At 67.5% G+C, this 12,541-nt stretch carries 13 protein-coding genes and 1 tRNA gene; 5 read left to right on the forward strand and 9 right to left on the reverse strand.

What is annotated here, in order from left to right; genetic code table 11:
- Positions 1-21 precede the first annotated feature (21 nt).
- On the reverse strand, positions 22-1,065 hold the full coding sequence (locus ACIOVG_RS13135) for a DMT family transporter (RefSeq protein WP_400874050.1): 1,044 nt from the start codon (positions 1,063-1,065) through the stop codon (positions 22-24).
- A gap of 61 nt (positions 1,066-1,126) precedes the next feature.
- Here ACIOVG_RS13135 and def point away from each other — a divergent pair, with 61 nt between their 5' ends.
- Both def and ACIOVG_RS13145 read left to right on the forward strand, forming a co-directional pair.
- Positions 1,127-1,693 carry a peptide deformylase gene (gene def / locus ACIOVG_RS13140; RefSeq protein ID WP_400874053.1) on the forward strand — a complete coding sequence of 189 codons (567 nt, stop codon included), beginning with the start codon at positions 1,127-1,129 and terminating at the stop codon, positions 1,691-1,693.
- Positions 1,694-1,707: 14 nt separating this feature from the next.
- The gene (locus ACIOVG_RS13145) at positions 1,708-2,217 is read left to right on the forward strand and encodes a hypothetical protein (protein ID WP_400874056.1); all 510 of its coding nucleotides are present in this window, start codon (positions 1,708-1,710) and stop codon (positions 2,215-2,217) included.
- Positions 2,218-2,701: 484 nt separating this feature from the next.
- Here the strand turns inward: ACIOVG_RS13145 and ACIOVG_RS13150 are convergent.
- From ACIOVG_RS13150 to dusB, 5 genes are all read right to left on the reverse strand, one after another.
- Positions 2,702-2,777: transfer RNA gene (locus tag ACIOVG_RS13150), tRNA-Asn, on the reverse strand.
- Positions 2,778-2,874: 97 nt separating this feature from the next.
- Positions 2,875-3,648, reverse strand: a complete 774-nt coding sequence (locus ACIOVG_RS13155) for an ATP-binding cassette domain-containing protein (RefSeq protein ID WP_400874059.1) — start codon at positions 3,646-3,648, stop codon at positions 2,875-2,877.
- A gap of 36 nt (positions 3,649-3,684) precedes the next feature.
- A complete protein-coding gene (dnaG, locus tag ACIOVG_RS13160; RefSeq protein ID WP_400874062.1) occupies positions 3,685-5,547 on the reverse strand; it encodes a DNA primase in 1,863 nt (620 codons plus the stop codon).
- A complete protein-coding gene (locus ACIOVG_RS13165) occupies positions 5,547-6,950 on the reverse strand; it encodes a deoxyguanosinetriphosphate triphosphohydrolase (protein ID WP_400874065.1) in 1,404 nt (467 codons plus the stop codon). Before ACIOVG_RS13165 ends, dnaG begins: the two co-directional genes overlap by 1 nt.
- Entirely contained in the window at positions 6,940-8,094 is a 1,155-nt protein-coding gene (gene dusB / locus ACIOVG_RS13170; RefSeq protein WP_400874068.1) for a tRNA dihydrouridine synthase DusB, read from the reverse strand. The genes ACIOVG_RS13165 and dusB overlap by 11 nt, the downstream gene beginning before the upstream one ends.
- 60 nt (positions 8,095-8,154) lie before the next feature.
- Between dusB and ACIOVG_RS13175 the strand changes: the two genes are divergently transcribed.
- Positions 8,155-8,649 carry a glutathione peroxidase gene (locus ACIOVG_RS13175; protein ID WP_400874071.1) on the forward strand — a complete coding sequence of 165 codons (495 nt, stop codon included), beginning with the start codon at positions 8,155-8,157 and terminating at the stop codon, positions 8,647-8,649.
- A 66-nt stretch (positions 8,650-8,715) separates the two neighbouring features.
- On the opposite strand, the gene ACIOVG_RS13180 is transcribed toward ACIOVG_RS13175, so the two are convergent.
- Positions 8,716-9,402 carry a DsbA family protein gene (locus ACIOVG_RS13180; RefSeq protein ID WP_400874074.1) on the reverse strand — a complete coding sequence of 229 codons (687 nt, stop codon included), beginning with the start codon at positions 9,400-9,402 and terminating at the stop codon, positions 8,716-8,718.
- A gap of 150 nt (positions 9,403-9,552) precedes the next feature.
- Between ACIOVG_RS13180 and ACIOVG_RS13185 the strand changes: the two genes are divergently transcribed.
- Entirely contained in the window at positions 9,553-10,230 is a 678-nt protein-coding gene (locus ACIOVG_RS13185; protein WP_400874077.1) for an AAA family ATPase, read from the forward strand.
- Here ACIOVG_RS13185 and ACIOVG_RS13190 read toward each other — a convergent pair.
- Together ACIOVG_RS13190 and recO are read right to left on the reverse strand one after the other, a co-directional pair.
- Entirely contained in the window at positions 10,173-10,973 is an 801-nt protein-coding gene (locus ACIOVG_RS13190) for an isoprenyl transferase (protein WP_400874080.1), read from the reverse strand. The genes ACIOVG_RS13185 and ACIOVG_RS13190 overlap by 58 nt on opposite strands.
- The gene (gene recO, locus ACIOVG_RS13195) at positions 10,970-11,713 is read right to left on the reverse strand and encodes a DNA repair protein RecO (RefSeq protein WP_400874082.1); all 744 of its coding nucleotides are present in this window, start codon (positions 11,711-11,713) and stop codon (positions 10,970-10,972) included. The genes ACIOVG_RS13190 and recO overlap by 4 nt, the downstream gene beginning before the upstream one ends.
- A 34-nt stretch (positions 11,714-11,747) precedes the next feature.
- On the opposite strand from recO, the gene ACIOVG_RS13200 reads away from it, so the two are divergent.
- Positions 11,748-12,446: a trimeric intracellular cation channel family protein gene (locus ACIOVG_RS13200; protein ID WP_400874085.1), complete on the forward strand. Its 699-nt coding sequence runs from the start codon at positions 11,748-11,750 to the stop codon at positions 12,444-12,446.
- Positions 12,447-12,541 lie beyond the last annotated feature (95 nt).

Consider the following 12,541-nt stretch of genomic DNA (forward strand, 5'->3'; position numbering starts at 1 on the left):
GGGCCGGGCCTGTGCGCCGAGCTACGGGGTGTTCGTCGAACCCGGGAGCGGGTCGCCACCAGGCTGAGTCTGATCGTTCGACGGCGTGGCGGCGGCCCCGGCAGCAGGTCCGCTGCCGCGGGCGATGCCGAGCTCCTGGCTGTCGCTGAGCACCTGCGGGTGGTACCGGGCCAGACCGATGACGCCCCAGACCGCGATCGCCCCGGCGACGCCGAAGATCACCAGCACCCACGGCGGTGCGGCGGAGGCCTCGCCGAGGATCACCATTCCGATGAGCACCGCGATGAGCGGGTCGACGACGGTGAGTCCGGCGATCACGAGGTCCGGCGGACCCGAGCTGTAGGCCGTCTGCACGAAGTACGCTCCCACGGCCGACGCGGCTATCAGTGCGAGCACGCAGATCGCCGTGATCCACTCGAAGTTCCCCGCCTCGATGCGCTTGATGACGACCTTGGCGAGGGTCGCGACGAAACCGTAGAGGATGCCGGCGCCGATGACGTAGAAGAGAGCGCGCATGCGATGCCGGAGTATCAACCAGAAGGCACCGAGGATGATGATCACCACGAGCAGGATCGCCAGGATGACGAACAGCTCACGGTCCGTGATGTCCTGTTCGGTGGCGAAGATCGCCGCGAAGAAGACGAAGAGGAAGATGCCGCCCACGCAGCAGACGATCGCCGTGATCGATTGCCGGGTGGGTGAATGGCCGGAGATGCGCGCGTTGAGCAGCGTCGTGATCACGAGTGCGATCGCTCCGAGCGGCTGCACGACGATCAGCGGGGCCTTCACCAGCGCAGCGAGCTGACAGACGATCGCCAGCCCGAGCATCAACGTGCCGAGGATCCATGACGGACGCGTGAGCAGTCCCTTGAGCTGAGCGACGCTGAGTCCCGAGGTGCCCGTGGACCCGCTGAGCCGCTCGACCTTCTCCACGCCGCGGTGCTGATACTGCGCGCCCAACGACATGAAGACCGCGCCGGCCAGCGCTAGCGGGATACCGAGCAGCAGTCCGGGGTTCTGGAAGGCGCCGACGAGCTGGTCGCCGACGTCTTCTACCGCGTTCATCCATACCCCTGCGCTCACACTAAGACCCTACCCGGCCCACCCCGCGCACTAGGGTTGTGACGTGGCTGTACTTCCGATTCGCATCATGGGCGACCCTGTTCTGCACTCCCCCGCTTCCCGCGTCGACGAGATCACGGACGACGTCCGCACCCTCGTCGCCGACATGTTCGAGACCATGGACACCGCTCCCGGCGTCGGTCTCGCGGCCCCGCAGGTCGGCGTGCCGCTTCGCATCTACACCTATTCATACGTCGACGACGACGATCAGCCGTGGCGCGGCGTGCTCATCAATCCGGAACTCTGGATGACGCCGCTCGAGCCCGGCGACCCGGATCCCGATCTCGAGTCCGAGGGCTGCCTGTCCTTCCCCGGGGAGCGATTCCCTCTGCGCCGTTCAGAGCGCGTTCGCGTCACCGCCACCGACCTCGACGGCACCCCCGTCTCGATCGAGGTCGACGGCTGGCGGGCGCGCATCATGCAACATGAGTTCGACCACCTCGACGGCATCCTCTACGTCGACCGACTCTCGGACGGCGATTGGAAGACCGTGCAGAAGATCTCTCGCAAGCGCGGATGGGGACGACCGGGTTCCAGCTGGATGCCCGGCATCGACAACCTCGAGGGCTGACACCGGCGATGGCGATGAACATGATCAAGGCGCCTCAATGGCGGACAACGGTGCTGTATTCGACGGGATTGGCCACGCTTCTCACTGTGGCACTCGCAAGTTGCGCTGCCATGCCCCCTGGGGAGGATTCCGACTCATCGTCGATGGCGCCCGCTACTGGATCCGCGACAGCGGTCACAGCCGTCGCGAAACTGGGCGACTGCAGAGTCCAGGGGCCAAGCGGCCTTCCAGGAGACGCACGGGTCGTTCCCTGTGCGGAGCCGCACGATGAAGAGATCTTCCACTCGATCTCGCTCCCCGAGATGGACTATTCGGCTGAGACCCTCGACGCTGCCTCCAGCGAATGCGTCGGCGACGAGTTCACAAAGTTCATCGGAGTGGACAAGGCCGAGTCATCACTGGACGTTTTCCCTCTCATCCCGACCCAGGAAGAATGGGATGTTCCCGGCGCACGCAAGATCTTCTGCGTCGTCTTCGATATGGACGGCAAGGTCAAGGGAAGCCTCGCCGGCTCGTCCCGCTGAGACACGCCGGGTGAGTCGAGCGAACCCGCGGTCTTCTCCGAGCTACGCTCCTGCTTGCCATGTCCATCAGGACAATGGTTCAGCGTCATCGAAGACCGGAGATGAAATGCGTAAGAAGTTCTTGGTTGCGGGGGCACTCGGAATAGCACTGGCTCTGAGTTCCGTCGTCCCGGCGAGTGCCGCGACGACCGGACACGTCGTGTTCACGAGCAACAGCTCATGTCAGAACGCCACTGCTCCGAAAGGCACAGTGTGGATCAGTGGATGCTATTACGTTCGAGCGCCGCTCAGCGCATCGATCTATTGGCGCGACTACCGTGTCCTCAGCAAGCAGGTAGGACCTGGGTTCCCCAAGTAGAGATACCCGGATGGCGCGAGCTCTTGGTCGCGGCCGAGAGCTCGCGTCACAGGGACAATCACCTGGAGCACTCATACTCTGTGCGAAAGGAAGGGCCCGGAACTCGTAGGAGTTCCGGGCCCTTATTGGCTCCCCGGCTTGGACTCGAACCAAGAACCTGCCGGTTAACAGCCGGCTGCTCTGCCAATTGAGCTACCGAGGAATGTGCTCCGCTGCGCGGGCAACTCGACAAGCTTAGCAAACTCCGTGGGCTACTCGTGACACCAGGGACGCTTCTGCGTCCCTCGGGCGTGTCGCGTTCAGTGCTGTGAATCCGCCTCGGCATTCGGCACCCACAGCAGGTCCTTGCCGACGCCGCGCGCGACGACATGACCGCTGCGCAGCATGAGTGTCTCGGCGTTGAGCTCCCGGATGAAGTCGGCGTCGTTGGTGACGAGCAGCGCCGCCATCCCCTGTTCTTTGCGCCTTCTCGTGATGGCGTCGAACACGACAGGACGCACCTCGAGATCGAGATTCGCGAGCGGCTCGTCGGCGATCAGCACCTGAGGTTCGAGGATGAAGGAGCGAGCGATCGCCACCCGCTGCCGCATACCGGCGCTGAGCTCATAGGGGAACTTCGCCGCCGTGCCGAGCGGAAGGTGCAGCTCGTCGAGCAGAGTGGCCACGCGGATCGACAGCGCCTTCGAGTTCACGCGCTTCTCACGCATGAGGATCGGCTCGGCGATGACCTCGTTCACGGTGAGGCGCGGTGGCAGATCACCTCCGGCCCCCTGCGGTACGAAACCGGTGCGATACGTGAGGATGCGGTGCTTGCGCCCAGGGCGTCGCACATCCACGCCGCACACGCGCGCGCTGCCGCCGACCACACGCACGGAGGGGTCAGTGGACCCGGCCAACGCCGCCACCAGCGTCGACTTGCCCGACCCGGTGGGACCGGCGACGCAGATCAGGTTCCCCGGTGCCAGCGAGAACGTCACCCCGTCGACGGCGCGCGTCGGCAATCCGTGTCCGATGCGGTCGATGACCAGATCGGAGCACTCGATCGCATTCTGGGATTCCGGCCGTCGAGACATGTCTCCATCCTGCCGTGCTGCGCGGGACGAGCCGGGTTACGACTCGGCGAACCTCTGACGCTCCGCGTCGATGTCACGCAACCGCATACGCAGCGCCCTTCCGCCGTCGGAATCGGCCGGCACGCGCTGCACGGCGCCGAGCATCTCCTGCTTCTCGTGCTCGAGCTGGCGCAGGATGAGGCGCCGGGCGAGATCGGCGACGGTCGCGACCGCCCGCTCCTCATCCCGGGCGGGGAACGGGGTCATCAGCAGCTCGCCGCCGAGCGACCGGTAGGGCTCGCGCACGCTGTTGACCGCATCGGTCACCCAGCCGGCCCTGGTGCGGTCCGGTGCGGCGGCCACGGCTTCCCGCACGGCATCGAGTCCGGGCGTGCGGAACGGCGTGCTGAGCGCCCTGTTGAGCAGCGCCTGGTCGACCTGATGCCCGTACTGCAGAGCACCCATCAGGGCGTCACGCTCCACCGCGACGTCGGGCGAGCGGGGAAGACTCGCCAGTGTGACAGGGGCGACACCGGGCGCTCCTGTCGCCGGATCGATCGGCACCGGCTGCTCCCGGTGCGCAGGAGCCGGGGATCCCCCGCCCCGCGAGGAACGCTCGACCTCGTTGTGCACCTCTGTGGGGTCCATGCCGAGACGCCGTGCGAGCACGCGCTCGTACCCCGGACGCAGCAGTCGGTCGCGGATCTCGGCCACGATCGGCGCAGCTCCGCGGAGTGCGCCGACCCGTCCCTCCACGGTCGAGAGGTCGAAGCCGGCGAGCTTGCGGTCCATCGCGAACTCGAACATCGGCACCTTCGCGTCCATGAGTCCGCGCACCGCCGCGTCTCCGCGCTGCAGACGCAGGTCGCAGGGGTCGAGGCCGTCGGGGGCGACGGCGACGAAGGTCTGCGCGTTGAAGCGGTCGTCCTCGGTGAACGCTCGCAGCGCCGCCTTCTGCCCGGCTTCGTCGCCGTCGAAGGTGAACACGACCTCACCGGAGGCGTTGTCGTCGCCCATCACGCGCCGCAACACCTTGATGTGCTCGGTTCCGAACGCCGTGCCACAGGTCGCGACCGCGGTCGTGAGGCCGGCCAGGTGGCACGCCATCACGTCGGTGTATCCCTCGACCACCACGACCCGACGGGGGTCCCCGCGGGCGATATCGCGCTTCGCGAGGTCCAGCCCGTAGAGCACCTGGGCTTTCTTGTAGATCGGGGTCTCCGGGGTGTTCAGGTACTTCGGCCCCTGGTCGTCGTCGAAGAGCTTGCGCGCGCCGAAGCCGATGGTCTGGCCTGACACGTCGCGGATCGGCCATACGAGCCGGCCACGGAAGCGGTCGTAGACGCCCCGCTGACCGGTGGAGACGAGCCCGGCGGTGCTGAGCTCCTCGCGCGTGAACCCCTGCGCGGTGAGGGCCTTGAGCATCCCGTCCCATCCGCGGGGCGCGAAGCCGACGCCGAAGTGGGCTGCCGCGCCCGCGTCGAAGCCGCGCTCTCCCAGGAAGCGGCGCCCTGCCTCGGCATCCGGCGAGAGCAGCTGCGCACGGAAGAACTCCGCGGCCGCCGTGTTCGCGGCGTACAACCGACTGCGGCCGCTGGTCTCGGGGGCGGCGCCGCCGTCTTCGTAGTGCAGGGTGTAGCCGATGCGCCCGGCCAGACGCTCCACCGCTTCGGTGAAGCTGACGTGGTCGATCTCCCGCAGGAACGAGTACACGTCGCCGGACTCGCCGCAGCCGAAGCAGTGGTAGTACCCGACCTGCTGGCGCACATGGAAGCTCGGGCTCTTCTCGTCATGGAAGGGGCACAAGCCCTTGAGCGACCCGACACCGGCGGACTTCAGTGCGACGCGCTCGCCCACGATGTCGGCGATGTTGGTGCGCGCCTTGACCTCGTCGACGTCGGCCTGACGGATGCGGGGCATCAGCCGACCCCTTCGACGACGGCCTGCCTCTCGGCGCTCCCGTGCACACCCGGACGCGGATGCCGGGCGTGCCGTGGCGTCCAGATGCCGACCTCGGCCGGATCGATCTCTCCCACGAGGCGGTTGTGCCAGTCGATCGCGCTCTGATCCGTGAGGCTGGCGATCTGATCGACGATCACGCGGGCGCGCTCGGCGTCGCTCGTCGCGTCGATGAAGTCGGCGGCAAAGGCGGGTTCGAGCACATCGGCTCCGGCCGACCACAGCGCATCGGTCGACCACAGCACATCGGCGAGTCGCTTGAGCACCCGACGCTGCTCCTTGTAGACGCCCTTGCGGGCCTCGATCGTCACGATCGCCTGCCCCATGATGCCCTTGAGCACCGCGATCTCGACCTCGACCACACGCGGCACGACCACGTGCGCGTTGTAGCGGACGAGCACCGGACCGGCGTATGCCTCGCGCGTCGCCGCGACCGATGCCCGAGCGAAGCGACCGATCAGATCGCTCGTGAGGTTCTTCAGACGCGCGAGGTCGCGGCGGGAGCGGTCGAAGGATGTCAACCACATCGCCTGCGAGCCGAGGCGGTAGAGCGCATCGGCCAGCTCATCTCGGGTGAAGTCGTAGCCGACCCACTGCTGGATGCGGCCGAGGAGCGCCTCGTGCTCGCGCGGATCCGACAGCTGCGAGACGTCGACGTAGCCGTTCACGATCGCGTCTTCGAAGTCGTGGACCGAGTAGCCGATGTCGTCGGAGAGGTCCATGATCTCCGCCTCGATGCAGCGCAGACGCCCAGGGGCGCCCTCACGCATCCAGCGGAAGACGGCCTCATCCTCGGGGTAGACGCCGAACTTCAGGCGCCCACCCGGGTCGGGGACGGGGCTGTCGACAGTCCACGGATACTTGCACGTGGCGTCGAGGCTGGCGCGTGTGAGGTTGAGCCCGACAGATCGATCGTCCGCGTCGAGGACCTTCGCCTCCAGCCGGGTGAGGATGCGCAGCGACTGCGCATTGCCCTCGAACCCGCCGATGTGCTCGGCCCATTCGTTCAGCGCACGCTCGCCGTTGTGGCCGAACGGCGGGTGCCCGAGATCGTGGCTCAGGCAGGCGGTGTCGACGACGTCCTCCGAGACGCCGAGCGCGGTGGCGAGCTCGCGGCCGACCTGGGCGACCTCGAGCGAGTGCGTGAGCCGGTTGCGCGCGAAGTCGGCGGTGCTGGCGGGACTGAGAACCTGCGTCTTCGCGGCGAGTCGGCGCAGCGCGGCCGAGTGGAGCACGCGCGCACGATCACGGGCGAAATCGTTGCGCTCCGAGCGGTGCGTCTCCGCGACGAAACGCTCGGCGTCGCGCGGGTCGTAGCCGTCGGCACGCGAAGCGCCTCGGCCGGTCGAAGCATCAACCACCACTGTTCTCGATCTCCGCTCCTCGCATCATCTCCGAGGTCGAGGCCGCGATCTCGCGCGACTCCAACCACTTGTCCGGCAGAGCCGTGCGCTTGGCGTGCCCTGCGCGACCGCGCTGCCCCTCGGCGTCCGCGCCGGGGTAGGGAGCGGAGTGGTCGAGACGGGCGAGCAGCTCGTCGATCTCGGCGAGGCTGGACGACGTGGCGAGACCGGTGCGGATGTCGCCGCCGACCGGATAGCCCTTGAAGTACCACGACACGTGCTTGCGGATGTCACGGCACCCGCGATCCTCGTCCTCGAAGAACTCGACCAGAAGCTCCGCATGCCGCTTGAAGGCGTCGGCCACGAATCCGAGTGTCGCATCGACGGTCTTGCCCTCGCCTCCGAACGCCGTGGCCAGCTCACCGAAGAGCCAGGGACGACCGAGGCATCCGCGCCCGACGACGACGCCGTCGCAGTCGGTCTGCTCCATCATGCGCACGGCGTCGTCCGCCGACCAGATGTCGCCGTTGCCGAGCACCGGGATGCTGGTGACAGCCTGCTTGAGCTCACCGATCGCGTTCCAGTCGGCGTGCCCGGAGTAGTACTCGCCTGCCGTGCGCGCATGCAGCGCAATGGCCGCCACTCCGGCGTCCTCGGCAGCGCGCCCTGCGTCGAGGAAGGTGAGGTGGTCACGATCGATGCCCTTGCGCATCTTGACCGTGAGAGGGATGTCGCCTGCGGCCTTCACGGCCTGCGTGACGATGTCAGCGAACAACGAGCTCTTCCACGGCAGCGCTGCTCCCCCACCCTTGCGGGTGACCTTCGGCACCGGGCATCCGAAGTTGAGGTCGATGTGATCGGCGTGATCCTCTGCCACGATGATGCGCACCGCGTCGGCGATCGTCTTCGGGTCGACGCCGTAGAGCTGGATCGAGCGCGGCGTCTCGGACTCGTGGTGGCGGATCAGCCGCATGGTCGTCTCGTTGCGCTCGACGAGCGCGCGCGAGGTGATCATCTCGCTGACGTAGAGTCCGGCGCCGTACTCGCGGCACAGACGACGGAAGGCGGTGTTCGTGATCCCCGCCATGGGTGCGAGGACGACCGGCACGTCGAGGTCGATGGGACCGATGCGAAGCGTGCGCGGGGAAGCGGTGGCGAGAGTCATGTCCCCTCCATTCTCCCAGACGCGGAGCCCCTGGTGCCCCATCGACCTAAGCTGTGAAGTATGACCGATTCTGCGCTCCGTTCGATCCCGTTCACCGACGCCCAGGGCAACGAGAAGACCCTGGATGATCTCGGCGCCGACGTCGTCCTGGTGGTGAACGTCGCCTCGAAGTGCGGGCTCACCCCGCAGTACGAGCAGCTCGAGGAGCTCCAGCGCCTGTACGGCGACCGCGGGTTCTCGGTCGTCGGGTTCCCGTGCAACCAGTTCTTCGGCCAGGAGCCCGGTTCGGTCGAGCAGATCCTCGAGTTCTGCTCCACCACCTACGGGGTGAGCTTCCCCATCAATGACAAGGTCAAGGTCAACGGCAAGAACGCCTCCGACCTCTACAAGGCGTTGAAGGAGGCTCCGGACGCCGGCGGCAAGGCCGGTCGCGTGGAGTGGAACTTCGAGAAGTTCCTGGTGCTCCCCGATGGCGACGTGCTCCGCTTCCGCCCCAAGCAGAAGCCGAACGACCCCGAGATCGTCGGCGCGATCGAAGCTGCGCTCACTCGCTGAACAGCGCTCGACACGAGAAGCCCGTCCGGACTGCGCACAGTCGGGACGGGCTTCTTCTGTACCGGCTCAGACGGCGGCGGATTCCTCCGCGGCCTCGTCGCGCTTGGCCCACAGGTCACGCAGCACGTTCTCGAACGCAGCGGGCGGCTGAGCGCCGCTGATGCCGTACTGGCCGTCGATCACGAAGAACGGCACGCCCTGGATGCCGTAGGCACGGGCCTGGTCCTGATCCTGGCGCACGTCCGGAAGGTGACGGGCGGACTCCAGAGCCTCGCGGGCGGCGGCGGCGTCGAGGCCGACCTCGGCGGCGAGCTCGACGAGGTCGTCGATGCGGCCGACGTGCTTGCCCTCGGTGAAGTACGCGGACATCAGCCGCTCCTCCATCTCATGCTGCAACCCCTCCGCCTTCGCGAAGTGCAGGAGCTCGTGCGCCTTGACCGTGTTCGTGTGCTGCAGCAGGTCGAAGCGGTACTCGAGGCCTGCGTTCTTGGCCACACCGGTGACGTTGGAGAGCATCTGCTCGACCTGGTCGCGCGGCATGCCTTTGTGTCCGGCGAGGAAGTCGATCTCGTCGCCGTCGAAGTCGACGGGGGTATCGGGAGATAGTTCGAAGGAGTGGAAGGTCACCGTCACTTCCGGGGCGTCGTCGTCGCCGGCGACGGCTTCGAGGCCCTTCTCGAGGTTGCGCTTGCCGATGTAGCACCACGGGCAGGCGATGTCGGACCAGATGTCGATGGAGATGGGTTCGCTCACATCTTCATCCAACCCCATGCGCCTATGAGCTATTCCGGCGTCCGCTTCGCCCCCGCCCCTGAGCGGCGCAACGAGCCGAACCCCCGCCCCCTGAGCGAGCGCAGCGAGAAGAAGGGCGCCCAGGAGACAGTTCATGGATAGGATTCTCGGATGCTCTCCGCACGTGATCCGCTCCCCTTTCGGCCGGAGCGCGTGCTCGTGGCCGGCGTCACCGGTTCGGGGAAGACCACGCTCGCCCGCCGCCTCGGCGAGATGTGGGGGCTCCGTCACGTCGAGATCGACGGGCTCTTCCACGGACCGAACTGGACGCCACGACCGGAGTTCCTCGACGATGTCCGCGCCTTCGCCGCCGAAGACCGCTGGATCACCGAGTGGCAGTACACCAGCAAGGGCACGGACGAGATCATGACGCCGCGCGCGCAGCTCGCGATCTGGCTCGACTACCCCTGGCCCGTGGTGCGCGGTCGCCTTCTTCGACGCACGCTCAGCCGCAGCATCCGCCGAACCGAGCTGTACAACGGGAACGTCGAGAAGCCGCTCCGACAGCTGCTCTCGGCGCGTGATCCCGACGACAACATCCTCGCCTGGCAGACCAAGACGCGGCATTCCTGGGCGCAGCAGATGCCGGTGAAGCGCGAGCGCTTCCCGCACCTCACCGTCGTGCGCCTGCGCCATCCGCGGGAGACGGAGCGCTGGCTGCGTGCTCAGACGGCCCGTCGTCTCGCTGCGCGGCCCGTGAGCGAGGAGCGCAGCGCCGAGACGAGAGGCGCTCAGGAACCGGAAGGGGCGTCGATCGCCCCTCCGAAGCGTCGGTCGCGCGAGAGGTAGACCCCGATCGCGCGCCACAGCTCTTCCCGCGAGAAGTCCGGCCAGAGCGTGTCGAGGAACACCATCTCGGCGTAGGCCGACTCCCAGAGCAGGAAGTTCGAGGTGCGCTGCTCCCCCGAGCTGCGCAGGAACAGGTCGACATCCGGCATGTCGGGCACGTACAGGTGCCGACGGATCATCTTCTCGCTGATCGCGTTCGGCTTCACGCGTCCGGCCGCGACGTCCGCAGCGATGGACCGCATGGCGTCGACGATCTCGATCCGCCCGCCGTAGTTGACGCACATCGTGAGCGTCAGGGTGTCGTTGCCGCGGGTGAGCTGCTCGGCGTACTGCAGCTCCTTGATCACGCTGCCCCAGAGCCGCGGCTTGCGACCGGCCCAGCGCACTCGCACACCCCACTCGTTGAGCTGATCACGTCGGCGGTGCAGCACGTCGCGGTTGTAACCCATGAGGAACCGCACCTCTTCGGGAGAGCGCGCCCAGTTCTCGGTGGAGAAGGCGTACACGGAGAGGTGCTTCACTCCGGCCTGGATCGCACCGGCGACCACGTCGAGCAGCACCTCCTCGCCCGCCTTGTGCCCCTCGATGCGGTTGAGGCCGCGCCGGTTGGCCCATCGGCCGTTGCCGTCCATCACGATCGCCACGTGCTCGGGCACCGCGGGGAACGTCGGCGGATACACACCCGTCCAGTCCAGGGGGCGGTACGCCACGGCGTCCTTGTGCGTGAACGGCTTGGGACTCACCGTGCTCCTTCTCGAGGGATGTCCGACACGTGCGCGAGCGAGCGGATGCCGCGCTCCAGATGCCATTGAGCGTACGCGGCCACCAGGCCCGATGCCGCGGCGGTGTCCGCGTGCGGTGCCGCATCGATGACGTCCCACTCCCCCCGCATGAGCGAGCGCAGCAGGGAAAGCGTCTTCTCCGCCACTCGTGGGCTGCCGGCCGGCGCGCAGTCGCTGCAGATGAGTCCACCCAGCTGCGCGACGAAGGTCGTGTGTGGCCCTGGCGCGGCGCAGCGCGCGCAGTCCTCGAGCGACGGGGCCCAGCCCGACAGTGCCATGACCCGCAGGAGGTAGGAGTCGAGGATGCTGCGCGGCACGTGTTCGCCGCGCGAGAGCGCCCGCAGCCCGCCGACGAGCAGCAGGTACTGGTCGGAGGTCGCCTCCGAGTCGCTGAGCCGATCGGCGGTTTCGACCATGGCGTTCGCCGCCGTGTAGCGATCGTAGTGCGCCGCGATCTCGGAGCCGTAGGAGCCGAGGGACTCCGCCTGCTGCACGATGTCGAGTGAGCGTCCCTGGTACAGCTGCACATCGGCGACCATGAACGGCTCCAGCCGGGAACCGAACTTCGACGAGGTGCGGCGCACACCCTTCGCCACCGCGCGCAGCTTGCCGTGACGCCGAGACAGCATGATGACGATGCGATCCGCCTCACCGAGTTTGTGAGTGCGCAGGATCACCGCTTCGTCTCGGTAAGTGGGCACCGTTCGATTATCCTCCGTGCGCGAGAATAGAGGCGTGACCGAACCGCTCTTCACCATTCCGCTCTGGGCGGATCTGCTCGGCGTCGGACTCGGTGGAGTGCAGGGCGCGATGTTCGCGTCAGGATTCCAGGGTCAACGACGGCTGGACTGGCTGGGCGTCGCGATCATCGGCATCATGATCGGCATGGGCGGCGGTCTGATCCGCGACATCCTGCTCGGTCAGACGCCGGCGACCCTGCAGAGCAATTGGTATCTGTTGACGGCGACGGGCGCCGCGCTGCTCGGGATGCTGCTGGCCGGGCTCTTCAACCGGCTGAACACCGTCATCGTCGTGCTCGACGCCGTGGTGATCGGGATGTTCGGCGCCTTCGGCACCAGCAAGGCCATCGCGTTCGGCATCCCGCCCGTCCCCGCCGTCTTCATCGGCGTCTGCGCGGCGGTCGGCGGCGGAGTGCTGCGCGACATGCTCATGGGCCTGCCGACGTCGATCATGCATGTCGGCTCGCTCTACGCCGTGGCTGCGGGTGCCGGCTGCGCATTCATCGCTGTCGCGAATGCTCTGGCGATGCCGATCACCCTGGCCGCCGTGATCGGGATCGTCGTCACCGCCGTCATCCGCGTCCTCGCGGTCAGCTTCGACGTGTCGCTGCCGGAGCAGCGCCGCCTCTACCGCCGCAAGGTGGCGGCCGAGACCGGAGCGATCGCGATCGTCAAACCCGGCATCGACCTCTAGGCGCCGTTCGTCTCCTCGCTCCCGCTCCTCGCTCACGGGACGGCGGTCGGCGCCCTGAGCGAGCGCAGCGAGACGAAGGGCACACCCTCGCCCTT

Source organism: Microbacterium sp. NPDC087591 (genome assembly GCF_044743625.1).
Classification (GTDB): Bacteria; Actinomycetota; Actinomycetes; order Actinomycetales; family Microbacteriaceae; genus Microbacterium.